This is a genomic window from Albidovulum litorale, from assembly GCF_025751495.1.
Lineage (GTDB): Bacteria > Pseudomonadota > Alphaproteobacteria > Rhodobacterales > Rhodobacteraceae > Albidovulum > Albidovulum litorale.
This window is the reverse complement of sequence record NZ_JAOWKZ010000001.1, coordinates 134059-159378: the sequence shown is the minus strand read 5'-3', so window position 1 is coordinate 159378 and position 25320 is coordinate 134059. Positions and strand designations below refer to the sequence as shown.

Below are 25320 nucleotides of genomic sequence, written 5' to 3'. Positions count from 1 at the left end.
TGCGCGTCTTGCAAGCGTTATTTCCGGTCGGGAATATCGGTCAGTTGCATCAGTTGTGCGATTTCGGCCTCGGTCGCACTGACGGCATTGGCCTGCATCCGCCGGTAAAGCCGCAGTACCGCGTGGCCGGTTTCCGTCAGTTCCGCGCCGCCATGTCCGGCGCCGCCCCGGCTTGAGGCGACAAGCGGTTCGCGGAACATGCCGTTCAGCACCTCCACAAGACCCCAGGCGCGCTTGTAGCTCATCTTCATCCGTTTGCCCGCGGCAGAGATGGAGCCGGTTTCGGCGATGCCTTCCAGGAGGTCGGCCTTGCCGGGGCCGAGCCATTCGCCGCCCCTGAGCGTCAGGCGAAGTTTGAGTTCGGGATGGTCCTTGCCAGCCATCACAGCACCGGCGGGCGCTGAGACGGCCAATCGGTCGCGCGGTGATAGGCATGGCCCATGGCGAGGATCCTTGCGTCAGAGCCGGTTGGGCCAAACAATTGTACGCCCATGGGCAGGCTGTTTGCCCCGAACCCGGCGGGAATGGACAGGCAGGGCAGGCCGATCAGGCTGACGGGAATGACGATCTCCATCCAGCGATGATAGCTGTCCATTTGCCGTCCGGCCACATCACGCGGCCAGGTCCAGTCAGTTGGGAAGGGCCAGACCTGAGCGGATGGCAAAGCAAGTGCATCGAAGCGGTCGAAGAGGCGCGCCGCGGCGGCATACCAGCGCGAGCGGATTTCGCTGGCGCGGAAGAGATCGGCGGTCGTCCGGGTCAGACCGGTTTCGATTTCCCAGAGCGTTTCGGGCTTGGTCAGGGCACGTTTTTCCGGGTCCTCCAGCAAGTCGCGCTTGGCATGGGCGTTGATGGCAGAGCGGAGCACCGTCCAGCTTTCCCAAAGCTCCTCGGCAGGCAAGGGTGCCTGAATGGGTTCTACCCTTGCTCCGAGATCTTCAAAGACAGACAGCGCGGTGCGGCAGAGATATTGAATGCCATCCTCGACCGGATAGGCTCCGTCCCAGTCGCCAAGCCAGCCGATCCGCTTGCCCTTGATGTCGGTATCAAGGAGCGAAGAATAGGCTTCTGCCGCGCGCCCGAGCGGTGTTTCGGGGTAGGGACCTGCCAGGATTTCAAGGAAATGCGCGATATCCTCGGGGCTGCGCGCCATCGGGCCGTCGGTCGTGATGGTGTTGATGAACGTGTCGCCGACGGCGTCCTGCGGCACCAGCCCCCAGGTCGGACGAAAGCCGTAGACATTGCAGAAGGCGGCCGGATTGCGCAGAGAGCCCATCGTATCGGAACCATCGGCCACCGGCACCAACCGCGCTGCAAGCGCCGCCGCAGCGCCGCCGGAGGAGCCACCGGCGGTACGGGTCGGGTCATAGGGATTTCGGGTGACGCCTTGGACGGGATTGTAGCTGTGCGACCCATGTCCCCATTCCGGCGTGTTGGTCTTGCCGATGAAGATCGCACCCGTAGCCCGCATCCGTGCAGCGATGAGGTCGTCGGCCTCGGGCACGAAATCGGCGTGCAGGGGGGAGCCGTAGGTCGTCCGAAGCCCCTTCGTCGCGACAACGTCCTTCACTGCCAGCGGCATTCCGTGCAGCCAGCCGCGCCGGGGCGACCGGTCGGCCGCGTCGGCCTCGGCCAGCAGATCCGCAGCGGGGCGGAGCGAAATGATGGCGTTCAGGCCGGGATTTACCGTGGCGATACGGTCGAGATAGGCTTCCATCACGGCCCGGGCGGTCCAGGTAGCCGAGGCCATCCGGCGCGAAAGCTCCGCTGCGGAAACAGCGCATATGTCCATGTCGACCTCACGACCTTTTCCGACGCAGAACTAGCCTGCGCAAAGCGACCGGTCCAGCGGCGTCGGCGTCGCGTTTCCTCCGGTGCAAAAATCTTCGAAAGATTTTGCCAAGAAAACTTGAATTTTCTTGGCCCTGCCTCTGAACGGGGCACTTCGGGCGCGCCAGCCCTTGCAGCCCCCGGAACGCGCTACTAAGACTCGGTCAAGGTTCCATACGTAAGCATGGGATCAGGGAACAGCGAGAGGCGGACGAGCATGAAAGACCCATTGGACATCTACATGAACACCCTCGTTCCGATGGTGGTCGAACAGACCTCGCGCGGGGAACGGGCCTATGACATCTTTTCGCGGCTGCTGAAGGAACGGATCATCTTCCTCTCCGGCCCTGTCCATGACGGCATGTCGACGCTGATCTGCGCCCAGCTTCTGTTCCTTGAGGCGGAAAATCCGTCGAAGGAAATCGCGATGTATATCAACTCACCGGGCGGCGTGGTGACATCGGGTTTGTCGATCTACGACACGATGCAATACATCCGGCCGAAAGTGTCGACGCTGGTGATCGGTCAGGCCGCGTCGATGGGTTCGCTTCTCCTCACAGCGGGCGAGAAGGGCATGCGGTTCTCGCTGCCGAACAGCCGCGTCATGGTGCACCAGCCCTCGGGCGGCTATCAGGGCCAGGCGACGGACATCATGATCCACGCGCAGGAGACCCAGAAGCTCAAGGACCGCCTGAACGAGATCTATCACAAGCATACCGGCCAGGCGGTCAAGAAGGTCGAGGCGGCGCTGGAGCGCGACAATTTCATGTCGCCGGAAGAGGCCAAGGATTGGGGCCTGATCGACGAGATTCTCTCGGCGCGGACGGGGGATGACGAAAAGAAGTGATGCCTGGTACCTGAATCCGTGATCCGGGTCGGGTATTTTGGCATTGTGATGACCCCATGGCTGCCCTAATCTTGTCCAAAAGGGCAGCCAATAAGACGACAAACGCGAGTTAACAGGCCGCAGAGGGTGACGATGGCGAACAATTCAGGCAGCGACAGCAAGAACACGCTCTACTGCTCTTTCTGCGGAAAGTCGCAGCATGAGGTGCGCAAGCTGATTGCCGGCCCGACCGTGTTCATCTGCGACGAATGCGTCGAGCTGTGCATGGACATCATCCGCGAGGAAACGAAGTCCACCGGGCTCAAATCCTCCGATGGCGTGCCGACGCCGCGCGACATCTGCAAGGTACTGGATGACTACGTGATCGGGCAGGTCCATGCCAAGCGTGTTCTGTCGGTCGCGGTTCACAACCATTACAAGCGCCTGAACCATGCGGCGAAATCGGCCGATATCGAACTGGCAAAGTCGAACATCCTGCTGATCGGGCCGACCGGCTGCGGCAAGACCCTGCTGGCGCAGACTTTGGCCCGTATCCTCGATGTGCCCTTCACCATGGCCGATGCGACGACGCTTACCGAAGCCGGCTATGTCGGCGAGGATGTCGAGAACATCATCCTGAAGCTACTTCAGGCGTCGGAATACAATGTCGAACGCGCGCAGCGCGGCATCGTCTATATCGACGAGGTCGACAAGATCACCCGCAAGTCCGACAACCCCTCGATCACCCGCGACGTGTCGGGCGAGGGCGTGCAGCAGGCGCTTCTGAAGATCATGGAAGGCACGGTTGCGTCGGTTCCGCCGCAGGGCGGGCGCAAGCATCCGCAGCAGGAGTTTCTGCAGGTCGACACAACCAATATCCTCTTCATCTGCGGCGGCGCTTTTGCCGGTCTCGACCGGATCATCGCGCAGCGCGGCAAGGGGTCGGCCATCGGGTTCGGTGCCGAGGTCAAATCCCCCGATGACCGCAATGTCGGCGAATTGTTCAAAGAGCTGGAGCCCGAAGACCTCCTGAAATTCGGTCTGATCCCGGAATTTGTCGGTCGTCTGCCCGTGCTCGCGACGCTGGAGGATCTGGACGAGGACGCGCTTGTCACGATCCTGACCGAGCCGAAGAACGCGCTGGTCAAGCAATACCAGCGGCTTTTCGACATCGAAGGCGTAAAGCTGACCTTTACCGCCGACGCGCTCTCGGCCATCGCCAAACGTGCAATCAAGCGCAAGACCGGCGCGCGGGGCCTGCGTTCGATCATGGAAGATATCCTCTTGGATACCATGTTCGAACTGCCCGGCATGACCTCGGTCGAGGAAGTGGTGGTCAACGAAGAGGCGGTTGACTCGGGCGCGAAGCCGCTTCTGATCCATGCCGACACCAAGGGCGAAAAGACCGCGACGGCGGGGTGAGATATCGCGCCGTTTCGTCCCACCGCTCCGGCCTTCTTTAAACTCCCTTTCAGGCCTTGCAACTGGTGAAACAGTAGCCGGGTCGGCGCTCGCCCGGCGCGCTTCGCGCTTGATTCCGGGCGAACGGACGGATTGTTAAGTTTCTGTTCGTTTCCCGCCTATTCGACTCCCCACTGGGTCGGTCTTGTCTCTGGACCTCGCCATCCCCTGCGTTATAAGGGGGCAGGACTGCCCGGAGGTTGCCGATGAAATTCCTGCTGCGCCTTTTGACCTGGTGGAATGGCCAGACGCTGGGAACCCAGCTGTTCACCGCCCGCAAGGGGGTGAAGGTCGGCGAGGATGCCGAGGGTAACTGCTTTTATGAAACCCGTGACCGCAAGCGCCGCTGGGTGATCTATAACGGCGAATGCGAGGCATCGCGGATCAGCCCCGACTGGCATGGCTGGCTGCATTTCACCTGGAATGAGCCGCCGACCAAGGCTGCACTGCCCCACAAGTCCTGGGAAAAGCCGCATGAGGCCAATCTGACCGGCACGGCGCTCGCCTATGCGCCCGCCGGGTCCATCCGTCACGCGGCCCCCGCCGACCGGCGGGATTATGAGGCGTGGAGCCCGGAATAGTGGCCGAGAATGTCACAGAGGTTCTGACCGGTGCGGGCGTTCTGGCTGCGGCGCTTGGTTTTCTTGTTTACGCGTCCGAGGGCGGCGGGCTTTCGCGCGCGACCGACAGCTATGACCTGACGGCCAGCTTCCGATCGGTCGAGGGCGTGACCGTGGGTACCGATGTGCGGCTGGCGGGAGTCAAGGTCGGCACTGTCACCTCGCTTGCTCTCAATCCGCAAACCTTCTTCGCCGACGCGACCTTTACCGTCGCGAACGGTGTTGAGATCCCCGATGACAGCACCGCGATCATCGCTTCCGAGGGGCTTTTGGGGGGGGCGTTCCTCGAACTGCAGCCGGGCGGCAGCCCGCTGAACCTCGCCTCAGGCGCCGAGGTGGAAAACACTCAGGGTGCTGTCAGCGTCATCGCGCTGATGATGAAATTCGCCGGTGGCGGCGATGACACAGGCGCAGGGACAGACGCGCCATGAAATCCCTGTTGGTGGTGGCTTCCATGCTGGCCCTTTCCGGCGGGGCGTTTGCTCAGGATGTCGAAAGCGCACCGGGTGCACTCTTGCGTGGCCTCGACAAGGTCGCCGGGACGACGACCGATCTCGACCTTGGCGTTGGTCAGACCGCAGAGTTCGGTCGCCTGAGTGTGACGCTGGGGGACTGCCGCTACCCGGTAGCTGACCCATTCTCGAACGCCTATGCTTTCGTGACCATCGCCGACGCAAAATCGGGCGCGGTGGCGTTCGATGGCTGGATGGTCGCCTCCAGCCCGGCGCTCTCGGCAATGGATGATCCGCGTTATGACGTCTGGGTCATGCGCTGCAGCATCCCCTCGGCCGAAGGATCTGAGACGGCACAATAGTCCGCTTCACGTTCAAGCGCGTCAGCCAGCCTTGCTCTGTATTCGGCGCGCGGGATCTCGATGCCGCCCAGCGAGGAGAGATGCGGAGTCAGGAACTGGGTGTCAAAGAGCGTGAAGCCACCCTGACGCAGCCGGTCGACCAGATAGGCAAGCGCGATCTTGGAGGCATTGGTGCGTCTCGAAAACATGCTCTCGCCGAAATAGGCCGCGCCGAGCGTGATGCCGAAAACGCCTCCTGTCAGTTCCCCTTGCTGCCAGACCTCCAGCGAATGCGCGTGTCCCATATCGTGCAAACGGTCATAAAGATCAAAGAGCGGGGCATTGATCCAGGTTTCCTCTCGGTCGGCGCAGGCGCGTATGACGGCGGAGAAGGCGGAATCTATTCGTATTGAATAGTCCTTGCGCAGGATGGCGCGGCGTAGCGACCGTGAAACATGAAAACCGTCGAGGGGAATGACACCGCGCAGCCGCGGATCGACCCAATGCAGGTCTTCTGAGTCACGGCCGTCGGCCATCGGAAAGATGCCATGCGCATAACCCGACAGCATCACTTCGGGCGTCAGCATGGCCACCCCGTGCGGCCATTCCTGCCGATTAGCCGAATTCCTTCGCCAGCCACTTTTCCAGCCAGTGGATGGAGTAATTGCCGCTCTGGATGTCGGGCTCCTGCAAAAGCGCGTGGAAGAGCGGGATCGTGGTGTCGATCCCGTCCACGATCAGTTCGCTGAGCGCGCGGCGCAGCCGGGCCAAAGCCTCGGGCCGGTCGCGGCCATGGACGATCAGCTTGCCGATCAGGCTGTCGTAATAGGGCGGGATGGAGTAGCCGTCATAGAGCGCAGAATCCATCCGCACGCCAAGGCCGCCCGGTGCGTGGTATTGGGTGATCTTGCCCGGGCAAGGCGAGAAGTTCGGCAGTTTCTCGGCATTGATCCGGACCTCGATCGCATGGCCGTTCACCACCAGGTCGTTCTGCGTGAACGACATCGGCAGGCCTTCGGCGACGCGAATCTGTTCACGGACGAGGTCGACACCGAAAATCGCCTCGGTGACGGGATGTTCGACCTGAAGGCGGGTGTTCATTTCGATGAAATAGAACTCGCCATCTTCGAACAGGAACTCGATCGTGCCCGCACCGATATAGTTTATCTTGGCCACGGCATTGGCGCAGATCGCGCCAATCTCGGCGCGCTGTTCGGGGGTGATCACAGGGCCGGGTGCCTCTTCGAACACCTTCTGGTGGCGGCGCTGAAGCGAGCAGTCGCGTTCGCCCAGATGCACGGCCTGACCCTTGCCGTCGCCGAAGACCTGAATCTCGATATGGCGCGGCTTTTGCAGGTATTTCTCGATATAGACTTCGTCATTGCCAAAGGCGGCCTTGGCCTCCGACCGGGCGGTGCGGAAGGCGATCTCCAGCCCGTCTTCGTCCTTCGCCACCTTCATGCCGCGTCCGCCACCGCCAGCGGTCGCCTTTATGATGACAGGATAGCCGATCTCCTTGGCGACCTTCTTTGCAGCCGCCGTGTCGGGCACACCGCCATCCGAGCCGGGAACGACCGGAATCCCAAGCTGCTTTGCGGTTTCCTTGGCCGTGATCTTGTCGCCCATGATGCGGATATGTTCCGCGGTCGGGCCGATGAAGGTGATCCCGTGATCCTCGAGCGCCTGAACGAAATTGGCGTTTTCGGATAGGAAGCCGTAGCCGGGATGGATGGCCTGCGCGCCGGTGATCTCGCAGGCCGAGATGATGGCGGGGATCGAGAGGTAGCTTTGCGACGACGCGTTCGGGCCGATGCAGACGCTTTCGTCTGCCATCCGCACATGCATCGCGTCGGAATCGGCGGTGGAGTGCACCGCGACAGAACGGATGCCCATCTCGCGGCAGGCGCGGATGACGCGGAGCGCGATCTCGCCCCGGTTGGCGATCAGGATTTTTTCGAACATCGCGCCCTCACTCGATGATGAGCAGCGGCGCGCCGTATTCGACGGGGCTGCCATCCTCGACGAGGATGCGCTTTACGGTCCCGGCGCGCGGCGCGGGGATATGGTTCATCGTCTTCATCGCCTCGACGATCATCACGGTCTGGCCTTCCTTGACGGCGGCGCCGATGGTGATGAACGGGTCCGCGCCCGGTTCGGGCGAGAGATAGGCGGTGCCGACCATGGGCGAGGTGACCGCGCCCGGATGGCTTGCCGGATCGGCGGGCGCCGAGGAGGCGGGTGCAGCGGCCGGGGCGGCAGCAGGGGCCGCAGGTGCGGCGGCCGGGGCTGCCATCTGCGTAGGCGCAGCCGGTGCCGCGGCCTGAGCCGCGTATTTGGAGACCGTAACGTTCAGCCGGTCATTGTCGCCATATTCGCGTTTCACGCTGATCTCGGCGAGGTTCTTGGTGTTCAGAAGTTCCGCAAGCGCCTCGATGAAGGCCACGTCGCTGTCATGGGATGGTTTTGTCATCGATGTCCTCGATCGGTCCTGTCCGGGGGCCCGTCTTTACCTCGCGGGCCTTGTTCTCTGGCGGTTATACGCGGTTGGGCGGGCGGTGGAAAGCGCGACTTTCCCGTCTGCATGACGCAGGTTCTGGCGCGCAAGGTGGGTTTAAACCCATTTTACTTATGGGAAAAACGGCCGATGCAATCCAAAAAATTTACCAGTTGATAAAAAAATGATTCGGTGGCAGCCTTTTTAACAAGAACGGATCAGGGAGGCCGTCGATGACGAACAGCCAGCTTACCCCCGGCATTGCCGCCGGGCGACTTGGGGCGGGGGACTATGCCCGTAACTTCGATGATATCGCGCCGCGCTACGATGCGCATGAGGCGCGGGTGGCGGCGGATCGCTGCTACTTCTGCCATGATGCGCCCTGCATGACGGCCTGTCCGACCTCGATCGACATCCCCTTGTTCATCCGCCAGATCGCGACCGGCACGCCCGAGGCGGCGGCAAAGACGATCTTTTCCCAGAACATCCTTGGCGGCATGTGCGCCCGCGTCTGCCCGACCGAGCAGCTGTGCGAAGAGGTCTGCGTGCGCGAGGTGGCCGAGGGCAAGCCTGTGGAGATTGGCCGCCTGCAGCGTTTTGCCACCGATACTCTGATGGAGAAGGGCGTCCATCCCTTCGCGCGAGGCAAGGCGACGGGTAAGCGCATCGCCGTTGTGGGTGCTGGACCTGCAGGTCTTTCGGCGGCGCACCGCCTTGCGATGAAGGGGCATGACGTTACCATCTTTGATCCGCGTCCCAAGGCTGGTGGCCTGAACGAATACGGCATCGCCAGCTACAAATCGCCGGGCGGGTTTGCGCAGGCCGAGGTTGACTGGCTTCTGAAGATCGGCGGGATCACCGTCCAGAACGGCAAGGCGCTCGGGTCGGGGCTGACGCTTGACGGGCTGAAGAAGGATCACGATGCGGTCGTGTTGGCCATCGGCCTTGCCGGGGTGAACGCTTTGCGGGCTGAGGGTGAGGGCCTGAAGAACGTCCTCTCCGCCGTGGATTTCATCGCCGAGCTGCGCCAGCAGCCGGACAAGGCGAAACTGCCGATTGGCCGCGATGTAGTGGTGATTGGTGGCGGCATGACGGCAGTCGATGCCGCCGTGCAGTCGAAACTGCTGGGCGCTGAGAACGTCACCATCGTCTACCGGCGCGGGCCGGAGCGAATGAGCGCCTCGGAACATGAACAGGAACACGCGACCTCGGTCGGGGTGCGTATCATCCACCATGCGGCCCCCGTCCGGGTCATCGGCAACGGTGCTGCGCAGGAGATTGAGTTCGCCTATACCGAGGACAGCGCCGACGGGCTGAAGCAGAAGGACGAAACCTTCCGCCTGAAGGCCGATCAGGTGATGAAGGCGATCGGCCAGACGCTTGAGGGCGTGCCCGAGGGGCTGAAGGTCGAAGGCGGCAAGATCGCCGTCACCGGCGCGGGCCGGACGTCGGTCACAGGTGTCTGGGCGGCTGGCGACTGCGCATCGGGCGGCGAGGACCTGACCGTTACGGCGGTGGCCGAGGGCCGTGATGCGGCTGAAGACATTCATGCAAGCCTGATGGGCTAGGGAGGCACCAATGGCTGATCTGACAAGCAACTTCATCGGGATCAAATCCCCAAACCCGTTCTGGCTGGCTTCGGCACCGCCGACGGACAAGGAATACAATGTCCGCCGCGCCTTTGAGGCGGGCTGGGGCGGGGTCGTGTGGAAAACGCTCGGCTCTGAAGGTCCGCCGGTCGTCAACGTCAACGGACCCCGATATGGCGTTGTCTATGGCGCCGACCGACGGGTTTTGGGCATCAACAATATCGAACTCATTACCGACCGGCCGCTGGAGGTAAACCTGCGCGAGATCAAGTCGGTGAAGCGTGACTATCCCGACCGGGCACTGATCATCTCGCTCATGGTGCCCTGTGACGAGGAAAGCTGGAAGGATATCCTGAAACGCATCGAGGATACTGGCGCGGACGGGGTGGAACTCAACTTCGGCTGCCCGCATGGCATGGCCGAACGCGGCATGGGCTCCGCCGTTGGGCAGGTCCCGGAATATATCGAGATGGTGACGCGTTGGGTAAAGAAGTACTCCCGCATGCCCTGCATCGTGAAGCTGACCCCCAATATCACCGATATCCGCAAACCGGCGGAGGCCGCCAAGCGCGGCGGGGCGGATGCGGTTTCGCTTATCAACACCGTCAACTCGATCACGTCCGTCAATCTCGATAGCTTCGCGCCTGAACCGACGATCGACGGCAAGGGCAGTCATGGCGGTTATTGCGGCCCGGCGGTCAAACCCATTGCGCTCAATATGGTGGCCGAGATCGCGCGGACGCCGGATCTGGCGGGCCTGCCGATCTCGGGCATCGGCGGGGTGACGACATGGCGCGACGCGGCGGAGTTCATGGCGCTTGGCGCGGGTAATGTTCAGGTCTGCACTGCCGCCATGACCTATGGGTTCAAAATCGTGCAGGAGATGATCTCGGGCCTGTCGCAATACATGGATGAGAAGGGCTTTGCCTCGACCGCCGATATTGTCGGCCGCGCGGTGCCGAATGTCACCGACTGGCAGTATCTGAACCTCAACTACGTCACCAAAGCCGAGATCAATCAGGATCTCTGCATCAAATGCGGCCGTTGCTATGCGGCCTGCGAGGACACGTCACATCAGGCCATCGCGATGGGCGATGACCGGACTTTCTCGGTCAAGGACGAGGAATGCGTGGCCTGCAATCTCTGCGTCGATGTCTGCCCGGTCGAAAACTGCATCACCATGCGCGAGCTTGCGAAGGGTGAGGTTGACGCCCGCACCGGCAAGAAGGTTGGTGACTATGCCAACTGGACGACCCATCCGAACAACCCCGCCGCGCAGGCGGCTGAGTGAGGGGTCAGCGGATCAGGTCCAGCCGAGGGTCTGCGAGGGCGGGAAGCCCGGAATAAGGTCCGGTGCCGGTCTTGTCCGGCACCGGTTGGCTGTCGGGCCCTTCCGCTGATCGGCCCGCAATGGAACCGGCGTCCAACGTGTCATGGTCCGAGCGTACCTCAGACAGGTCCGTTGCAGTCTTGGTGGTCTTCGAGCGGCGACGCTCCGCTTGGGCTTCCAGAACATTCGCCTCGAAAGCGGGTGGCGGACCTGTCGGCCGGTCGGTGTCCGGCTGCGGCGGCACCACGACGGGGTGGCGCGTCTGTGCGTCGGACTGCGAGTGACGGTTTTTCGTGTCGTTGCCGATATTACCTGAATCCGCCGGGGCGATGACCCGCTTCGCGGCCGTCTGCTGCGGTAAACGCATCATGGCCGTCGCGACAGCGGGCGGCGGTATGAGCGCGGGCCAGTCCGTCATCGTCCAGCTCCTAAAACGGAGCCCCCACGGGACGAGCCTGCCACGAAACCGTTAATTCAAGTTGAATCGCCGAACCTTCCTTCGGCTGTTCACCGGATGGTGCGTTGACCTCTGGCAGAGGGGGATGTTTTCTGTACCCGCACCGAAAGGATTCCAATGCGCACCATCGTCATCGCCCTCCTATTTGCCTTGCCTGCCCACGCCGCCGGGTGGGAGATGCGGGATGGCGATGAGCCGCTCGGCACGACCGATGTCACCGCGTTTCTCATGGAAAATGAGGTGCGGTTCTACGATGGTGGCCAATCCGAATACGGCCCGGACGGGGCCTATGCCTATATCTACGAAGGCGGCGACCGGGCCGAGGGGCATTACCGGATCGAAGCCGATGGCGCGGTCTGCGTCGATTTCGTCAACGGATTTTCGCGCTGCGATCTTTATGTCCGCAATGGTCAGCGGGTGCTGCTGATCGACCAGAATGGCAACCGGTATCCGCTGCGCTGAGCTATCTCAGCGCCGCCGTGCCTGCCGCACCATCGACGCGGTATAGACCACAAGCGCCGCCCAGATCAGCGGAAAGGCGATGGCCCTTGCGGTTCCGAACGGCTCATCGAAGACGAAGACGGCGGTCAGGAAGATCATCGTCGGCGCGATGTACTGCATGATCGCGATGGTTGAGAGCCGCAGCAGCTTTGCCCCGTTGGCATAAAGGATGAGGGGCACCGCCGTCACCAGACCGCAGCCGACAAGCATCCATGTATCGAAGGCCACACCTTCCATGAAATGACCCGTTCCGTTTCGCGCCAGCCAGATCGCGTAGACGAGCGCCGGAGGCGTCAGCAGCAGCACTTCCAGCATGAAGCCCTGATTGGGACCGATGGGCAGTTTTTTCTTGAAAAACGCATAATAGCCCCAGGTCAGGGTCAGTGCCAGCGCCACCACGGGCAGCCGTCCCGCCTCCCATGTCAGGATCGCGACGGCAAGGGCCGCGAGGCCGATGGCGAACCATTGGGAGGGCGCCAGACGTTCGCGCAAGAGAACCGCGCCAAGAAAAATCGAGAAAAGCGGGTTGATGTAATAGCCAAGCGCCGCATCCAGCGCATGGCCCGAGCCGATGGCCCAGACATAGATGCCCCAGTTGATCGAAATAAGCGCCGCCGTCACCACCGCCATCCCGAGCATACGCGGTGTCCGAAGCGCCCGCGCCAGATCGGCTGTCCGCCCTGTTGCAATCAGGATCACCCCTGCGACTGGCACCGACCAGAGCACCCGGTGTGCGATGACCTCCACCGGCGGGACATGGGCAAGCGCTTTCATATAGAGCGGCAGGAAACCCCAGAGGAGATAGGCCGAGAGCGCGAAGAAGAACCCCGGCAGGGTGTCGCCGGTCGTGGGTTTCGAGGGCGCAAGGTCGGTCATGGCCGGTCCGGTCTGATATGTTGCGAATGCCTGAAACCCAGTAACCGATCGGTCCGGCAAGGGCCACGCCGGGATTGTGACGGGTACATTGACCCGGGCGATTTACACCCGGCGTTGCAAGTAGTCGCGGGTAAAGGCCGCGTAGCCTTCCGCCGTGACCTTCAAGTCCTCTCGCATCAGACCGTGCAGCTCTGGCAGGTGGTGAAACGGCACCGCCGGATAGACGTGATGCTCGACATGGTAGGGCATGTTCCAGGCCAGGAACCGCACGATGCGGTTGGTGAAGGTCGTCCGCGTGTTTTCGAACATGTTCGTGACAAAGGGGCAGTCGCCGTGTTCGGCCAGAAGATAGAGCCGGAGAAACGGCTGGCCCAGAAGGACCGGGACGATCCAGACCCAAAGCAGCAGGGGCGACCAGATCAGTGAGAATGCCGCCAACGCATAGAACGCCAGCAGAACCCGCGCCTCGCGCTCCATCCGGGGCAGGGCGCGTTCTGAAAGATAGCGCGCGCGTTCGCGCCGTGCCGCCAGACGCAGGATCAGCGCGGTATTAGCACTCCAGACCGGCAGGCCGGATATATGAATCAACCAGCCGTGCAGATTTTCGGGCTTGGATCCGTCCAGTTCAGGGTCTTCGCCCGGGATATTGGTGAAACGGTGGTGGGCGAGGTGAAAAGCCCGGAACCACTCAAAGGGCAGGAATACAAGAAGGCCGCAGGCCCGGCCTACCCAGTCGTTCAGCCAGACTGCGCGAAAGGGTGTTCGGTGGGTGCATTCATGTTCAAGTGTGAAGAGGAAGATCAGGACGATACCCTGCAATGGCAGCAGCAGACCCCAATAGGGCACGCGCATCGCGATGAGAGTGCCGAATACAAAGATCAGCGAAGCGTGACCGGCGAGATGCGCGAGGCCCGCTCGGTCGCTTGTGGCGGTCAGCCGCGCTTTGACCGGCGCGGGCAGGGATGTGAGAAAGGACTTGTGATCTTTCATGCACGCAGCATTGCCGGGGATATAGAGCGCGACAAGAGCGTTAAACTGTCGGCGACACGTTCACTGACCGGTCGGCTTACTCGTTCGGACCGTCATCGCCATAGCGGGCGTCGTCGTCGTATTCATCCTCTCCCTCGGGCAGGTATTTGCCCGACAGCCGGATTGACTGGTCGTCATGGCGTGGATCCATCACGACGTCGGAGGGCAGTTCACCCGCGAGCCATTCGCGAATCTCTTCGCGTGCGTCGCCCGTCTCCTGTTCGGTCAACTCGGCGATGTAGAGGATGAAGGCGCGCTGGTCGCCGTCGATCTCATCCAGTTCGGCCTCATCGGCATCGGGCCATTTGTCGATGATCGCCTCGTAGAAGGCGGACCAGTTTTCCTGAACATGATGCCATTTCATCGTGCGACCTCCGGTATTTCCGGGGCCCAGTCTGCACCCGTTCGCTCAGGCAGAAAAGAGCCGGGGCAAAGAAAATGCGGCGATCACAGCGCCCACGATCTGGGCAGCGATATAGGCGGCGATATGGGTCGGATCGATCCCAGCGAAGGTGTCGGTGAAGCCGCGTGCGATGGTGACGGCGGGGTTGGCGAAACTTGTCGAGGCGGTGAACCAATAGGCCCCGGCGATATAGGCGCCCACGAGCGCAGGCACCTGCGCAGGTGCCTGTTTGAGTCCGCCCATAATCGCGAAAAGAAGGCCGAAGGTCGCGACGATTTCGGCGATCCAGAGGCCGGTACCGTTACGGGCGGTCGTGGAGGCCTGAATGATGTCTTGCGCAAACATCGCATGGGTGATCCAGACCCCGGCGATCCCGGCGAGGATCTGCGTGATCACGTAAGCCAGCGCCATTGCCGGCGTGATCTGCCGCATCAGCGTGAAGGCGATCGTGACGGCAGGATTGAAATGCGCCCCTGAAACCGGGCCGAGCGCGGTGATCAGCACGTAGAGCGCGAAACCGGTCGCGGTTGAATTGGCCATAAGCGCCAGCGCCACGTTCCCGTCCGCAAGCGTCTCGGCCATGATGCCCGATCCGACGACGGCGATCAGCAGAAAGGCGGTGCCGATGGCCTCGGCGGCAAGACGGCGCAGCATTCAGGACGCTCCGATTAACCGCAGGGTTCTGCCAAGCTGTTCAGGCTCCATCGTTTCAAATGGCAGCTTGAGAAGCGCGCGCGCATAGGCCCGCAGTTGCGAATAGGCCTCTTCGAACGCACGAGGTTGGTCATCGGCAGCTGCAGCGGCCGGGTCCTCGACGCCCCAATGGGCGCGAATGGGTGTGCCGGGCCACATCGGGCAGGCCTCTGCCGCCGCAGAGCCGCAAACGGTGATAACCGCATCCATGGCCGGAGCGTCGGGGCCCGAAAACTCATCCCAGGATTTTGATCGCAGGCCGGTTGTCGACAGTCCCTTTCGGGAAAGCAGCGCCAGGGTTTCGGGGTGAATATCGCCCTTCGGCTGCGATCCGGCCGAAAACGCCTTTATCCGGCCATTGGATTCGGCGTTCAGGATCACTTCGAGAAGAACCGACCGGGCAGAGTTGCCGGTGCAAAGGACGAGAATGTTCATTGGTGTTTCCTGACGCTGGTAATCGCGCACGCGATACACACTGAGTGTAACGGGATTACGACGGGCGCGCGCCGGATCAGAACCAGCTTTGCACGGTGCGCGCGCCGCCCGAGACGTCGTCGCCGACACCCGCGACGGTGTTGCAGCCCGCCAGAGCGGTCAGCAGCGCGACAAGGACCAGTTTCTTCATGCTCTTATTCCTCATACCACCATGTTTCAGGCTGAAAGCCCGGCCAGTCCCCGTATAGCGGAATTCGGTCCGGGTAGTGAAGATGCGAGGAATGGGCAATGCGCGAGACGCGCGAGAACCAAACCGGGATGACATAGCGCCCCGCCGTCAGCACACGGTCGAGCGCCTGCGTGGCGGCGATAAAGTCTTCCTGACTGCGGCTTTCGACCATGGACTTGATCATCGCCTCGGCTGCGGGCGAGTTCATGCCCATCCAGTTGCGGCTGCCGGGTTCGGTGACACCCTTGGCACCCCAATAGAGGAATTGCTCGTTGCCGGGCGACAACGACAGTGCGCGGGTGTACCAGGCCATGCCGAATTCGTAGTTGTTGGTGCGCTCCTTGTACTGGGCGCTATCGACCGTGGTTACGGTCGGGAAGATGCCGAGGTTCTTCAGGGCCTCGACATAGATATCGGCGATGGACTGGGTTTCCGTCGCGCCCGAGGCCAGCAAGAGTTCAAAGGTGAAGGGTGTACCCTCGGCGTTTGCGAGCGTTCCGTTCTGAACGGTCCAGCCCGCCTCCTCCAGAAGCTTCGTCGCTTTCCTGAGATTGCCGCGATCGACGGCGCGCTCGGCATTGCCGTCGGGCAGGGCATAACCCTCGATCGTGCCCGGGGGCAGGTCGGCGGCGAAGGGGGCGAGGAGTTCGGCCACCTTGCCCGTGGCCGGACCAGTGCCCATGGCAAGGACCGAATTCGAGAAATAGGACGTGATGCGCGGTTCGGTTCCGCCGTTCAGGGTCTGGTTGATGAATTCGAAATTGAAGGCCAGAAGCATCGCCTCGCGCACCCGCCAGTCGGCAAAGACGGGTTCGCGCGTGTTCATGACGAAACCGGTTATGCCCGAGGGGCGCTGGTTTTCGATCTCGGACTTCACCACCTCGCCCGACTGGATCGATGCGAAATCGTAATGGCTGGCCCATTTCGCGGAGTTGGTCTCGCGATGGCTGGAGGTTTCGCCGCCGGTGAAGGCCTGAAACACCACGTCGCCATCGCCGAAATAGTCGTAACGGATCTCGTCGAAATTATGCTGGCCCCGGTTGAAGGCCAGATCCTTGCCCCAGTAGTCGGGATTTCGTTTGAAGGTTATGTAACGACCCGGCTCGAACCCGGCGACCACATAGGGGCCGGTACCGGTCGGCACGTCGAGCGCGGCATCCTCGAAGGTCTTCCCCTCCCACTGCGCTTTTTTCAGGATCGGGCGCATGCCCATCAGCAGGGCCAGTTCCCGATCCTCGGTGTTGAAGGTGAAGCGGATGGTCCGATCGCCGGTCTGCTCCATCTTCGCGACCTTCGCCCATGCGGTCTGGTAGCGGGGATGGCCCTTGGTTCCCAAGGTCTCATAGCTCCACATCACGTCGTCGATGGTCACGGGAGAGCCGTCGGAGAAACGCGCCTCGGGCCGGAGTGTGAATTCGACCCATGTCCGCGCCTCATCCGTCTCAACCGATTCGGCGAGAAGGCCATAAAGCGTAAAGGGTTCGTCGATCGAGCGGCCCATCAGGCTCTCGACCGTATGCAGCCCAAGGCCCCAGGGAGCGGTGCCTTTCAGGATGTAGGGATTGAGGGAATCGAAGCCGCCCGGTTCACCGAAGACGATGCGCCCGCCCTTTGGCGCGTCCGGATTAGAGTAAGGCAAAGACACAAAATCAGGTGGCAGGGCAGGGCGCCCATACATAGCTATGCCATGCTGCGGCTCGGCAAAGGCGGATGGCGGCGTAAGGACCAATACGGCGGCGAAGGTGATCCAATGCAGCCATTTGAACAAAACCGGTCTCATTTCGTAGACAATCCCCGCTGCCCGTTCTTCGTTGGCGGCGAAGCTAGCCGGGCTTTCCTGCCTTTTCAAACTTTTAGCTTGGCCAGTGGCGGTGAACCGCGTATAAAGTACGCACTGCTCGATAGGTTTCTTGCCTGTATGAAACCTGCCTCAATAACTTAACGCCCGCTTCGTGCGGGCGTTTTTTTTCTTGGGTTTTCGGCGGTTCGGCGAAGCCTTGCCCGTGACGCGGGAATCACCCTGTTCTTTGCTGTCGCAGCATGTAGTCTTGCCGCGACGCAACAACCTACGGGGCCAATCATGCAGCTGAAGGGTAAGACCGCCATCGTTACCGGATCAAACTCCGGCATCGGTCTTGGTGTCGCGCGGGAACTGGCGCGGGCCGGGGCGGATGTGGTGCTGAACTCGTTCACCGACCGGGATGAAGACCATGCACTGGCGGCCAGGCTGGCGAAGGAATTCGATGTCCGTGCGCGCTACATCAAGGCCGACATGTCGGATGGTGATGAATGCAGGGCGCTGATCGCGGCTGCAGGGAATTGCGATATCCTCGTCAACAATGCCGGGATCCAACACGTGGCCCCGGTCGACGAATTTCCGGCCGCGAAGTGGAATGCGATCATCGCGATCAACCTCTCGTCGGCCTTCCATACCACGGCAGCCGCCCTGCCGATGATGCGGGCGGCGGGCTGGGGGCGCATCGTCAATATCGCCTCGGCCCACGGATTGACGGCTTCGCCCTACAAATCCGCTTATATTGCCGCCAAGCACGGGGTTGTGGGTCTGTCCAAGACCGTGGCGCTGGAGACAGCGGGGCAGGGGATCACCTGCAACGCGATCTGCCCCGGCTATGTCCTGACAGCTCTGGTCGAGGCGCAGATCCCCGACCAGATGAAAGTGCATAACATGGATCGCGATACGGTGATCCGCGAGGTGATGTTGCAGCGCCAGCCGTCCAAGCAGTTCGCGACGGTGGAAGAGATCGGCGGCACGACCGTGTTCCTGTGTTCGAAGGCCGCAGCACAGATCACCGGCACGACCATTTCGGTCGATGGGGGGTGGACCGCGCTCTGATCCGGCTTCGCCCCGGCTAATGCCGGGCCGACCCGCCGGAGGCGCTGCCCGTCGTCCATTGGTTCTTGAACCAATGGCGCACCAATTGACGACCCCCGGAGTATTTCGGCCAAGAAGAAGGGAAATGGCGTCGCGATGTCTGTCAGACGGATCAATCTTGCTTTGCAGGGTGGCGGGGCGCACGGGGCGTTTACCTGGGGCGTGCTCGATCGGCTGTTGGAGGACGAAACGATCGAGATTGCCGGGATATCGGGAACCTCGGCCGGGGCGCTGAACGGAGCCGCGTTGAAGGCAGGGCTGGCCATGGGCGGGCGGCAGGCCGCGCGGGAGAACCTCGACTGGCTCTGGGCGCAGGTGGGCGCGGTCGGCGATATGCGGCTGGCGGGCTGGTTCCGGGCGTTTCTGCCTGCGGCCAACGTCTGGGAACAGGTGACTGATCGGTTCGTTCCGTTTTCTCCCGCCGAGACCTTCACGCGGCTGTTCAGCCCCTATGATTACGGTCCCTTCTACAGCAATCCGCTGGAACGGGTCGTTGAACAGTTTCGCTTCGACCTCGTCTGCGGTGCGTTCGGCCCGGCGCTTTTCGTCGCCGCGACGAATGTGAGGACTGGCAAGATTCGGGTGTTTTCTGGCGCAGAGATTTCCACCGCGTCGATCCTCGCCTCGGTCTGCCTGCCGACTATTTTTCAGGCGGTGGACTTGCCGGACCCGGAGACGGGGCGGGTGGAGGCTTATTGGGACGGCGGCTATACTGGTAATCCCGCGATCTTCCCGCTCTACGCGTCGGATCTGCCGGACGACACCGTGGTGGTCAGCATCAATCCCCGGCAGCGCGAGGATCTGCCGAGGTCAGCGCAGGATATCCTCGACCGGATCAACGAGATCAGCTTTAACTCATCGCTTCTTAGCGAGTTGCGTGCAATCCGCTTTGCCAAGCGGCTTATCGCAGAGGGGCGAGTGAAGAAAGGCGCGATGAAGGACGTGCTGCTGCATATCATCGCAGACGACGGTTTGATGAACCGGCTGAATGCGCGCAGCAAGCTTGCGCCCCATCCGGGTCTCCTGTGGGAACTCAAGGCAGCGGGTCGGGCAGCGGCTGAGTATTTCCTCGAGTGCCATGGTGACAAGTTGAACCGCGAGTCCAGTGCCGATCCCGGGATCCTCATCGCCTGAGACGGTTACTGTCCTTGGGGCGGCGGCGCCTTGTCCTTGCCGTTGGGATAGACCAGCCCCGCCGAGATGACGAGTTTCGCGGCGTCCTCGACCGTCATGTCAAGGAATTTCACGTCGCGCTTGGGCAGGTAGAGCAGGAAGCCCGAGGTCGGGTTCGGCGTCGTCGGCAGGAAGACGGTCATCACCTCGTCATCGGGCAGCTTCGCCAGCACTTCGCCCTTGGCGGCGGTGGAGACGAAGCCGATGGCCCAGATACCCGGCCTCGGATATTCTATAAGACAGGCCTTGTCGAACTTGGACTCCGTCTGGCTAAGCACCGTTTCGGCGACCTGCTTCACACCGGAATAGATGGAGCGGACAACCGGCATACGGTCGACAAGGCTTTCCGCCCAGCCGATCAGCGAACGGCCCATCAGGCCCTTGGCGACCCAGCCGACAAAGACGGTGAAGATGAGCGCGAGGATGACGCCGATGCCACGCAGGTTGATCTCGTAGTCGATACCGAAAAACGTATAAAGGATACGGTCCGGTTGATACTTGTCCGGAACGAAGGGCAGAACCCAGCCGTCGATCCAACCGGTTACGGACCAGATCAGCCAGAGCGTGAACCCGATGGGTGCGATCACGACGAGGCCGGTCAGGAAATTCGCGCGGAACCGCGCGAGCAGGCCACGCCTGCGCGGCGGCTGGATCATGCCGTGTTCGTGTCCGTCTTTGTCCGCGCTCATGGTTCCTGTCCCCGTGCCCACGCGAATGTAGGGGCTTCGCACCCTGCCGACAATGGGGGTCAGGTGGCGCGGGCGATTTCGGCTGCGATGGCCGCGCCGAGGCGGGCATTGTTTAAAACAAGGGCGATGTTGGCCTTGAGCGAGCGGCCTTCGGTCAGTTCAAAGATGCGCGCCAGAAGGAACGGTGTCACCGCCTTGGCGGCAATGCCCTGCGCTTCGGCTTCCCTGAGCGCGGTCTCGATGACCGGTGTTATCTGATCTCGATCGATTTCATCCGGCTCAGGGATCGGGTTGGCGATCAGTTGCCCACCGTTGAGTCCGAGCCTTGCGCGCATCAGGTGGGCGCTGGCGATCTCTGCGGCGCTGTTCATACGTAAGGGAGCGGCAAGCCCGGAGAATCGCGACCAGAAGGCCGGGAAATCATCCTGCCCGTAGGCGATGACCGGCACGCCGAGGGTTTCCAGCACTTCCAGCGTGTTAGGCAGGTCGAGGATCGCCTTGGCGCCAGCAGCGACAACGCTGACCGGGGTGCGGGCCAGTTCGTGAAGATCGGCTGAAATGTCGAAGCTGGTTTCGGCCCCGCGATGCACCCCGCCGATGCCGCCCGTGGCGAAGACGTGGATGCCTGCCAGATGTGCCGCGATCATCGTCGCGGCGACGGTTGTGGCCCCCGTCCGGCCCTGCGCGAGGCAGGCGGCGATGTCGGCACGGGAGAGTTTCATCACGTCGCTGGCCTGCGCCAGTCGATTGAGTTCATCCGGGGTCAGGCCGATATGCAGCTTGCCCGCCATCACCGCGATGGTCGCGGGCACAGCACCATGGGCGCGGATTTCGGCCTCTACCCGTTGCGCCGTTTCCAAATTCTGCGGGTATGGCATGCCGTGGGTAATGATTGTCGATTCGAGCGCGACAATGGGGGCGCCATCCGCGCGGACTTCGGTCACTTCGGGTGAGAAGGCGAGGGGCAGGTCGGTCACGATCCGATGTCTCCGGACACATAATGGGCGGCCGCATCCAACGCGGCGCGCAGCGCGTCCTCGCGGCTATGGCCCTGGGTTTCGGCGACGATATGGGCCGCCATGAAGGTGTCGCCCGCGCCGGTGACGCGAGTGACGAGTACAGGGCGCGGATCGGCGGTGACGATGCCGTCCGCAGTGCCGTCGGCTGTGGTCCGGCCGCCATTCGTGACCAAAACCCGCGCTGCGCCCCGGTCGATCAGCGCTTCGGCCGCCTCGGGCGCGGTGTCAAAGCGTCGGTGACAAAGCAAACCGGCTTCTTCGAGATTGACATAGAGCGTCGCGTTCCGGACCGGCAGGAGCGGCAAGAGCCGTTCGGCCTTGCCGGGAGAGGCGGGGGCGATGCGCAGATCGGCAGCGGCAAAGGCTTCCGACCGGGCGATGTCGGCCAAAAGCCCGGTGGTGAGGTTGCCGTCAAGCGCGATGGGCCCGGACCAGGGCGCGGTTTTGCCGCCAAGCGTGCCGTTCATAAGAGGGCGTAGGATCTTGTCTCCCGCCGCTTCCAGCGAATGGGCGTCGGCAATCGCCGCGATCAGCCCGTTACCGCCCTCGACCGCCATATAGCGGTCGGTCGGCAGATCGTCGGAGCGGTAGATGTGATCGATCACCAGCCCCATCCGGGCGCAGGCGGCGACCAGTTCGTCGCCCTCGGGATCGCGGCCGATGGCCGTCAGGAGCGCGGGACGCAGCCCGAAGCGGCCGAGCGTCATCGCGATGTTCATCGCCACACCGCCGGGCAGGCGGGTGATCCGGCCCGGCACATCGGCGCCCGCGCCCATATGGGCAGGCGTGCGGCCGATGATGTCCCACAGGACCGAGCCGATGCAAAGGATGTCGGGGCGGTTTGTCATTCCCGTCCTTTGCCGCGAAAGCCCGGACACTGCAAGCCGGGCGTGACGTCAGGCGCGCAGCGAGTAGCGGTCAGGCTCTTCAAAGACGTCAAGAACAACCGTACCTGCCACGATCCGCGCGGAGTGAGTGGCGCCCGAGGGGATCGAATAGGTCTCTCCAGGGCGGTACGAGCGGGTGTGGCCTTCGATGGTCAATTCAATCTTGCCCTGAAGCACCGTGCCCCATTGGGCCTTGTGGAAATGGGCGGGCAGATCGACCGTCTTGTGAAACGTGAAGAACACGGCCAGCCCGTCGTCAGAGCGGATCACGTTGGTGGAAACCACGTCGTCCGGAAAGGGGATATCGATAGCCGGAAGGTTGCGCATGAATTCGGCGATTGGCATCGCGGGCTCCTCTCTGGGGCGAAAAAGATGATATGCATAGTGTCGATGGCATAGTCGCAATGCAACTCGAGGAGGCAGCCGTGCCGCGCTTCAATGGGTTTTCCCCGGAGACCTTTTCATTTCTCTCCGACCTGAAGGAGAATAACAGACGCAGCTGGTTCGAAGCCAATCGCGATCGCTATGAGGCACATTGGAAAGCGCCCGCGCTGGCATTCATCGAGGCACTCGGGCCCGGCATGGCGGCGATGGAGCCGGGCATGAAGGCCGAGGCGAAGCTCAACGGGTCACTGCGCCGGATCAACCGTGATGTTCGGTTTTCGGCTGACAAGTCACCGTATGAACCGATGGTGCACCTGATCTTCTGGCCCGGGGAGCATCCCAATCGGGGCGCTGGATTCCACTTCGTGCTGAATGCCGATGGTGTTGGCTATGGTGCAGGACGCTGGAGCTTCGACAGACCGGTGCTTGGGCGCTATCGCGAGCGGCTCACGAACCCGGCTGACCGTGAGGCGCTTCTGGCGGCGCTGGGGCAGGCGGCCTCGGTCGGATGCCATCTGGACGAGCCGCATCTGAAGAAGCTGCCGAAGGGTTTTGAACCCGCGCCCGAATGGGATTACCTCCTGCGCTACAAGGGTATAGTCGCCCGAACGATGGAGGGGCGGCTCATGCCGGACTGGATCGGCACGGAGAAGGCCATTGACGAGGTTCTGGACCGCACCCGCGCACTGATGCCGCTGATCGGCTGGCTCCACGCGCTTTAGTGTGCCAGGCGTTACTGCCAGCGCGATCGCGGAATGCGGACGGTTCCGCAGGGGCTTGCGCCCGGGCGATTTCCGAACTATACGCGCGCCACTTCACAGGCGAGGCTTGGGCCCTCGGGGGAGACATCCCCGAATGGTCCGCCGGTTGGGAGAGATCCCTGATTGGCTTCGCCGAGGCGCAAACCGGAAAGGAACATGGACATGGCGCTCCCTGAATTTTCTATGCGTCAGCTTCTGGAAGCTGGCGTTCACTACGGCCACCAGACCCAGCGCTGGAACCCGCGGATGGGCGAATACATCTACGGCGACCGCAACGGCATTCACATCATCGATCTGACGCAGACCGTCCCGATGCTGGACGCGGCACTGAACGTGATCCGTGAAACCGTCGCCAAGAACGGCCGAATCCTCTTCGTCGGAACCAAGCGTCAGGCCCAGAAGCCGATCGCCGAAGCCGCCGAGAAATGCGCACAGTATTACATGAACCACCGCTGGCTTGGCGGTACGCTGACCAACTGGAAAACCGTTTCCCAGTCGATCAGCCGTCTGAAGAACATCGACGAGGTTCTGGGTTCGGGTGCCGAAGGCCTGACCAAGAAAGAACGCCTTGGCATGGAACGCGAGCAGGCAAAACTTCAGGCCTCGCTCGGCGGTATCCGCGAGATGGGTGGCGTGCCCGATCTTCTCTTCGTTCTCGACGTGAACAAGGAAGACCTCGCCATTCTTGAAGCCAAGAAATTGGGTATCCCGGTCGTGGCCGTCGTCGACACCAACTGCTCGCCGGAAGGTGTGGACTACATCATCCCGGGCAACGACGACGCCGCCCGCGCCATCGCGCTTTACTGCGACCTCGTCAGCCGCGCCGCGCTCGACGGCATGACGGCCCAGATGGGCGCTGCCGGTATCGACCTTGGCGCGCTCGACGAAGCGCCGGCCGAGGAAGCTGTGGCTGAAGAAGCCGCCGAAGCCTGAGGCGAGAGCAGGGGTTACACCCCTGTTGTCACATGACTTTCATCGGGCGGGGGTAGGCCCCGCCTGATCCGTTGATAAATCTTCGAAGGAGAGCCGACATGGCTATCACCGCACAAATGGTGAAAGAACTGCGCGAATCCACCGGCGCGGGCATGATGGACGCCAAGAAGGCGCTGACCGAGGTCAATGGCGACATGGACGCCGCCGTTGACTGGCTGCGCACCAAGGGTCTTGCCAAGGCCGCCAAGAAATCCGGCCGCGTTGCTGCCGAAGGCCTCGTCGGCGTTGCCGTCGCGGGCGGCAAGGGTGTTGCCGTTGAAGTGAACTCGGAAACCGACTTCGTTGCAAAGAACGAAGAGTTTCAGTCGATGGTGTCGTCGATCGCCAATGCGGCGCTCAGCGCCTCGGACCTCGATGCGCTGAAGGTGACCGAAGTTGATGGCGCAACGGTCGACGAGAAGGTGACCGCCGCCATCGCCAAGATCGGCGAGAACATGACGCTGCGCCGGATGGTTTCGGTCACGGGCGACTCGGTCGTGTCCTACGTCCACAACGCGGCGGCCGAAGGCATGGGCAAGATCGGCGTGCTGGTCGGCCTGAAAGGCGCGGATTCGGGCATCGGCAAGCAGATTGCGATGCACATCGCCGCGACCTCGCCTGCCTCTTTGTCTGAAGCCGACCTCGACCCGGCACTGGTCGAGCGCGAAAAGGCTGTTCTGACGGAGCAGGCGCGCGAGTCGGGCAAGCCCGATGCGGTCATCGAGAAGATGATCGTCGGCCGGATGGCGAAGTTCTTCGAGGAGGTCACCCTTCTCGGCCAGAAATTCGTGATCAACCCGGATGTGACCGTCGCTCAGGCTGCCAAAGATGCCGGCGTCGAGATCACTGGTTTCGCCCGCGTTGCTGTGGGTGAGGGGATCGAGAAGGAAAAGGAAGACTTCGCAGCCGAAGTCGCCAAGACCCGCGGCGCCTGAGCCGAAATCGCATTATTGGAAAAGGCCGGGGATACCCCCGG

Annotated in this window: 29 protein-coding genes; 13 read left to right on the top strand and 16 right to left on the bottom strand. The window is 62.4% G+C overall.

Annotation, left to right across the window (positions count from 1 at the left end):
• Positions 1-17 precede the first annotated feature (17 nt).
• Complete coding sequence (locus tag OEZ71_RS00750; protein ID WP_263738022.1) at positions 18-383, bottom strand: winged helix-turn-helix domain-containing protein; 366 nt, start codon at positions 381-383, stop codon at positions 18-20.
• The gene (locus OEZ71_RS00745; RefSeq protein ID WP_263738021.1) at positions 383-1792 is read right to left on the bottom strand and encodes an amidase; all 1410 of its coding nucleotides are present in this window, start codon (positions 1790-1792) and stop codon (positions 383-385) included. The genes OEZ71_RS00750 and OEZ71_RS00745 overlap by 1 nt, the downstream gene beginning before the upstream one ends.
• Positions 1793-2047: 255 nt before the next feature.
• Between OEZ71_RS00745 and OEZ71_RS00740 the strand changes: the two genes are divergently transcribed.
• From OEZ71_RS00740 to OEZ71_RS00720, 5 genes are all read left to right on the top strand, one after another.
• Positions 2048-2677 (top strand): ATP-dependent Clp protease proteolytic subunit, encoded by a 630-nt coding sequence (locus OEZ71_RS00740; protein WP_263738020.1) that lies wholly within the window; start codon positions 2048-2050, stop codon positions 2675-2677.
• Between the two features lie 132 nt (positions 2678-2809).
• Entirely contained in the window at positions 2810-4078 is a 1269-nt protein-coding gene (gene clpX / locus OEZ71_RS00735; protein WP_263738019.1) for an ATP-dependent Clp protease ATP-binding subunit ClpX, read from the top strand.
• Between the two features lie 245 nt (positions 4079-4323).
• The gene (locus OEZ71_RS00730) at positions 4324-4698 is read left to right on the top strand and encodes an NADH:ubiquinone oxidoreductase subunit NDUFA12 (RefSeq protein ID WP_263738018.1); all 375 of its coding nucleotides are present in this window, start codon (positions 4324-4326) and stop codon (positions 4696-4698) included.
• Positions 4698-5168 (top strand): outer membrane lipid asymmetry maintenance protein MlaD, encoded by a 471-nt coding sequence (gene mlaD, locus OEZ71_RS00725; RefSeq protein WP_263738017.1) that lies wholly within the window; start codon positions 4698-4700, stop codon positions 5166-5168. Before OEZ71_RS00730 ends, mlaD begins: the two co-directional genes overlap by 1 nt.
• On the top strand, positions 5165-5551 hold the full coding sequence (locus OEZ71_RS00720) for a DUF2155 domain-containing protein (protein ID WP_263738016.1): 387 nt from the start codon (positions 5165-5167) through the stop codon (positions 5549-5551). Before mlaD ends, OEZ71_RS00720 begins: the two co-directional genes overlap by 4 nt.
• On the opposite strand, the gene aat is transcribed toward OEZ71_RS00720, so the two are convergent.
• The 3 genes from aat to accB are packed head-to-tail and all read right to left on the bottom strand — an operon-like array spanning position 5488 to position 8000.
• Positions 5488-6117, bottom strand: a complete 630-nt coding sequence (gene aat / locus OEZ71_RS00715) for a leucyl/phenylalanyl-tRNA--protein transferase (protein ID WP_263738015.1) — start codon at positions 6115-6117, stop codon at positions 5488-5490. The two genes, OEZ71_RS00720 and aat, sit on opposite strands and share 64 nt — an antisense overlap.
• A gap of 28 nt (positions 6118-6145) precedes the next feature.
• Entirely contained in the window at positions 6146-7492 is a 1347-nt protein-coding gene (gene accC, locus OEZ71_RS00710) for an acetyl-CoA carboxylase biotin carboxylase subunit (RefSeq protein WP_263738014.1), read from the bottom strand.
• 7 nt (positions 7493-7499) lie between these two features.
• A complete protein-coding gene (gene accB / locus OEZ71_RS00705) occupies positions 7500-8000 on the bottom strand; it encodes an acetyl-CoA carboxylase biotin carboxyl carrier protein (RefSeq protein WP_263738013.1) in 501 nt (166 codons plus the stop codon).
• A 257-nt stretch (positions 8001-8257) separates the two neighbouring features.
• On the opposite strand from accB, the gene OEZ71_RS00700 reads away from it, so the two are divergent.
• Complete coding sequence (locus OEZ71_RS00700; protein WP_263738012.1) at positions 8258-9592, top strand: NAD(P)-dependent oxidoreductase; 1335 nt, start codon at positions 8258-8260, stop codon at positions 9590-9592.
• A 10-nt stretch (positions 9593-9602) separates the two neighbouring features.
• Positions 9603-10904 carry an NAD-dependent dihydropyrimidine dehydrogenase subunit PreA gene (gene preA, locus OEZ71_RS00695; RefSeq protein ID WP_263738011.1) on the top strand — a complete coding sequence of 434 codons (1302 nt, stop codon included), beginning with the start codon at positions 9603-9605 and terminating at the stop codon, positions 10902-10904.
• A gap of 4 nt (positions 10905-10908) precedes the next feature.
• Here the strand turns inward: preA and OEZ71_RS00690 are convergent, their stop codons facing one another.
• Positions 10909-11361 carry a hypothetical protein gene (locus OEZ71_RS00690; protein WP_263738010.1) on the bottom strand — a complete coding sequence of 151 codons (453 nt, stop codon included), beginning with the start codon at positions 11359-11361 and terminating at the stop codon, positions 10909-10911.
• A gap of 156 nt (positions 11362-11517) precedes the next feature.
• Here OEZ71_RS00690 and OEZ71_RS00685 point away from each other — a divergent pair, with 156 nt between their 5' ends.
• Positions 11518-11862: a hypothetical protein gene (locus OEZ71_RS00685; protein WP_263738009.1), complete on the top strand. Its 345-nt coding sequence runs from the start codon at positions 11518-11520 to the stop codon at positions 11860-11862.
• A gap of 6 nt (positions 11863-11868) precedes the next feature.
• On the opposite strand, the gene rarD is transcribed toward OEZ71_RS00685, so the two are convergent.
• From rarD to OEZ71_RS00655, 6 genes are all read right to left on the bottom strand, one after another.
• Complete coding sequence (gene rarD, locus OEZ71_RS00680) at positions 11869-12777, bottom strand: EamA family transporter RarD (protein WP_263738008.1); 909 nt, start codon at positions 12775-12777, stop codon at positions 11869-11871.
• Positions 12778-12879: 102 nt separating this feature from the next.
• Positions 12880-13767 (bottom strand): fatty acid desaturase, encoded by an 888-nt coding sequence (locus OEZ71_RS00675; RefSeq protein WP_263738007.1) that lies wholly within the window; start codon positions 13765-13767, stop codon positions 12880-12882.
• Between the two features lie 76 nt (positions 13768-13843).
• A complete protein-coding gene (locus OEZ71_RS00670; protein WP_263738006.1) occupies positions 13844-14170 on the bottom strand; it encodes a hypothetical protein in 327 nt (108 codons plus the stop codon).
• Positions 14171-14215: 45 nt separating this feature from the next.
• Positions 14216-14863: an aquaporin gene (locus OEZ71_RS00665; protein ID WP_263738005.1), complete on the bottom strand. Its 648-nt coding sequence runs from the start codon at positions 14861-14863 to the stop codon at positions 14216-14218.
• Positions 14864-15337 carry an arsenate reductase ArsC gene (locus OEZ71_RS00660; RefSeq protein WP_263738004.1) on the bottom strand — a complete coding sequence of 158 codons (474 nt, stop codon included), beginning with the start codon at positions 15335-15337 and terminating at the stop codon, positions 14864-14866.
• 194 nt (positions 15338-15531) lie between these two features.
• Positions 15532-17346, bottom strand: a complete 1815-nt coding sequence (locus tag OEZ71_RS00655) for an extracellular solute-binding protein (protein WP_412175591.1) — start codon at positions 17344-17346, stop codon at positions 15532-15534.
• 300 nt (positions 17347-17646) lie between these two features.
• Between OEZ71_RS00655 and OEZ71_RS00650 the strand changes: the two genes are divergently transcribed.
• On the top strand, positions 17647-18420 hold the full coding sequence (locus tag OEZ71_RS00650; protein WP_263738003.1) for a 3-hydroxybutyrate dehydrogenase: 774 nt from the start codon (positions 17647-17649) through the stop codon (positions 18418-18420).
• A 135-nt stretch (positions 18421-18555) separates the two neighbouring features.
• The gene (locus OEZ71_RS00645; RefSeq protein WP_263738002.1) at positions 18556-19593 is read left to right on the top strand and encodes a patatin-like phospholipase family protein; all 1038 of its coding nucleotides are present in this window, start codon (positions 18556-18558) and stop codon (positions 19591-19593) included.
• A gap of 5 nt (positions 19594-19598) precedes the next feature.
• On the opposite strand, the gene OEZ71_RS00640 is transcribed toward OEZ71_RS00645, so the two are convergent.
• Genes OEZ71_RS00640 through OEZ71_RS00625 form a run of 4 tightly spaced genes read right to left on the bottom strand, consistent with a single transcriptional unit; the run spans position 19599 to position 22572 of the window.
• On the bottom strand, positions 19599-20321 hold the full coding sequence (locus OEZ71_RS00640) for a DUF502 domain-containing protein (protein WP_263738001.1): 723 nt from the start codon (positions 20319-20321) through the stop codon (positions 19599-19601).
• Between the two features lie 59 nt (positions 20322-20380).
• Positions 20381-21298 carry a pseudouridine-5'-phosphate glycosidase gene (locus OEZ71_RS00635; protein WP_263738000.1) on the bottom strand — a complete coding sequence of 306 codons (918 nt, stop codon included), beginning with the start codon at positions 21296-21298 and terminating at the stop codon, positions 20381-20383.
• A complete protein-coding gene (locus OEZ71_RS00630; protein WP_263737999.1) occupies positions 21295-22188 on the bottom strand; it encodes a PfkB family carbohydrate kinase in 894 nt (297 codons plus the stop codon). The genes OEZ71_RS00635 and OEZ71_RS00630 overlap by 4 nt, the downstream gene beginning before the upstream one ends.
• A gap of 48 nt (positions 22189-22236) precedes the next feature.
• Entirely contained in the window at positions 22237-22572 is a 336-nt protein-coding gene (locus OEZ71_RS00625; RefSeq protein WP_263737998.1) for a cupin domain-containing protein, read from the bottom strand.
• 80 nt (positions 22573-22652) lie between these two features.
• Between OEZ71_RS00625 and OEZ71_RS00620 the strand changes: the two genes are divergently transcribed.
• From OEZ71_RS00620 to tsf, 3 genes are all read left to right on the top strand, one after another.
• Positions 22653-23333 carry a DUF2461 domain-containing protein gene (locus tag OEZ71_RS00620; protein WP_263737997.1) on the top strand — a complete coding sequence of 227 codons (681 nt, stop codon included), beginning with the start codon at positions 22653-22655 and terminating at the stop codon, positions 23331-23333.
• Positions 23334-23528: 195 nt separating this feature from the next.
• Positions 23529-24305 (top strand): 30S ribosomal protein S2, encoded by a 777-nt coding sequence (gene rpsB, locus OEZ71_RS00615; RefSeq protein WP_263737996.1) that lies wholly within the window; start codon positions 23529-23531, stop codon positions 24303-24305.
• A 98-nt stretch (positions 24306-24403) separates the two neighbouring features.
• The gene (gene tsf, locus OEZ71_RS00610) at positions 24404-25279 is read left to right on the top strand and encodes a translation elongation factor Ts (protein ID WP_263737995.1); all 876 of its coding nucleotides are present in this window, start codon (positions 24404-24406) and stop codon (positions 25277-25279) included.
• Positions 25280-25320: the final 41 nt, after the last annotated feature.

Coding starts and splice junctions, on each gene's coding strand:
- OEZ71_RS00750 (WP_263738022.1), bottom strand. CDS start 383: ATGGCTGGCAAGGACCATCCCGAACTCAAACTTCGCCTGACGCTCAGG.
- OEZ71_RS00745 (WP_263738021.1), bottom strand. CDS start 1,792: ATGGACATATGCGCTGTTTCCGCAGCGGAGCTTTCGCGCCGGATGGCC.
- OEZ71_RS00740 (WP_263738020.1), top strand. CDS start 2,048: ATGAAAGACCCATTGGACATCTACATGAACACCCTCGTTCCGATGGTG.
- clpX (WP_263738019.1), top strand. CDS start 2,810: ATGGCGAACAATTCAGGCAGCGACAGCAAGAACACGCTCTACTGCTCT.
- OEZ71_RS00730 (WP_263738018.1), top strand. CDS start 4,324: ATGAAATTCCTGCTGCGCCTTTTGACCTGGTGGAATGGCCAGACGCTG.
- OEZ71_RS00720 (WP_263738016.1), top strand. CDS start 5,165: ATGAAATCCCTGTTGGTGGTGGCTTCCATGCTGGCCCTTTCCGGCGGG.
- aat (WP_263738015.1), bottom strand. CDS start 6,117: ATGCTGACGCCCGAAGTGATGCTGTCGGGTTATGCGCATGGCATCTTT.
- accC (WP_263738014.1), bottom strand. CDS start 7,492: ATGTTCGAAAAAATCCTGATCGCCAACCGGGGCGAGATCGCGCTCCGC.
- accB (WP_263738013.1), bottom strand. CDS start 8,000: ATGACAAAACCATCCCATGACAGCGACGTGGCCTTCATCGAGGCGCTT.
- OEZ71_RS00700 (WP_263738012.1), top strand. CDS start 8,258: ATGACGAACAGCCAGCTTACCCCCGGCATTGCCGCCGGGCGACTTGGG.
- preA (WP_263738011.1), top strand. CDS start 9,603: ATGGCTGATCTGACAAGCAACTTCATCGGGATCAAATCCCCAAACCCG.
- OEZ71_RS00690 (WP_263738010.1), bottom strand. CDS start 11,361: ATGACGGACTGGCCCGCGCTCATACCGCCGCCCGCTGTCGCGACGGCC.
- OEZ71_RS00685 (WP_263738009.1), top strand. CDS start 11,518: ATGCGCACCATCGTCATCGCCCTCCTATTTGCCTTGCCTGCCCACGCC.
- rarD (WP_263738008.1), bottom strand. CDS start 12,777: ATGACCGACCTTGCGCCCTCGAAACCCACGACCGGCGACACCCTGCCG.
- OEZ71_RS00675 (WP_263738007.1), bottom strand. CDS start 13,767: ATGAAAGATCACAAGTCCTTTCTCACATCCCTGCCCGCGCCGGTCAAA.
- OEZ71_RS00670 (WP_263738006.1), bottom strand. CDS start 14,170: ATGAAATGGCATCATGTTCAGGAAAACTGGTCCGCCTTCTACGAGGCG.
- OEZ71_RS00665 (WP_263738005.1), bottom strand. CDS start 14,863: ATGCTGCGCCGTCTTGCCGCCGAGGCCATCGGCACCGCCTTTCTGCTG.
- OEZ71_RS00660 (WP_263738004.1), bottom strand. CDS start 15,337: ATGAACATTCTCGTCCTTTGCACCGGCAACTCTGCCCGGTCGGTTCTT.
- OEZ71_RS00655 (WP_412175591.1), bottom strand. CDS start 17,346: ATGAGACCGGTTTTGTTCAAATGGCTGCATTGGATCACCTTCGCCGCC.
- OEZ71_RS00650 (WP_263738003.1), top strand. CDS start 17,647: ATGCAGCTGAAGGGTAAGACCGCCATCGTTACCGGATCAAACTCCGGC.
- OEZ71_RS00645 (WP_263738002.1), top strand. CDS start 18,556: ATGTCTGTCAGACGGATCAATCTTGCTTTGCAGGGTGGCGGGGCGCAC.
- OEZ71_RS00640 (WP_263738001.1), bottom strand. CDS start 20,321: ATGAGCGCGGACAAAGACGGACACGAACACGGCATGATCCAGCCGCCG.
- OEZ71_RS00630 (WP_263737999.1), bottom strand. CDS start 22,188: ATGACAAACCGCCCCGACATCCTTTGCATCGGCTCGGTCCTGTGGGAC.
- OEZ71_RS00625 (WP_263737998.1), bottom strand. CDS start 22,572: ATGCCAATCGCCGAATTCATGCGCAACCTTCCGGCTATCGATATCCCC.
- rpsB (WP_263737996.1), top strand. CDS start 23,529: ATGGACATGGCGCTCCCTGAATTTTCTATGCGTCAGCTTCTGGAAGCT.
- tsf (WP_263737995.1), top strand. CDS start 24,404: ATGGCTATCACCGCACAAATGGTGAAAGAACTGCGCGAATCCACCGGC.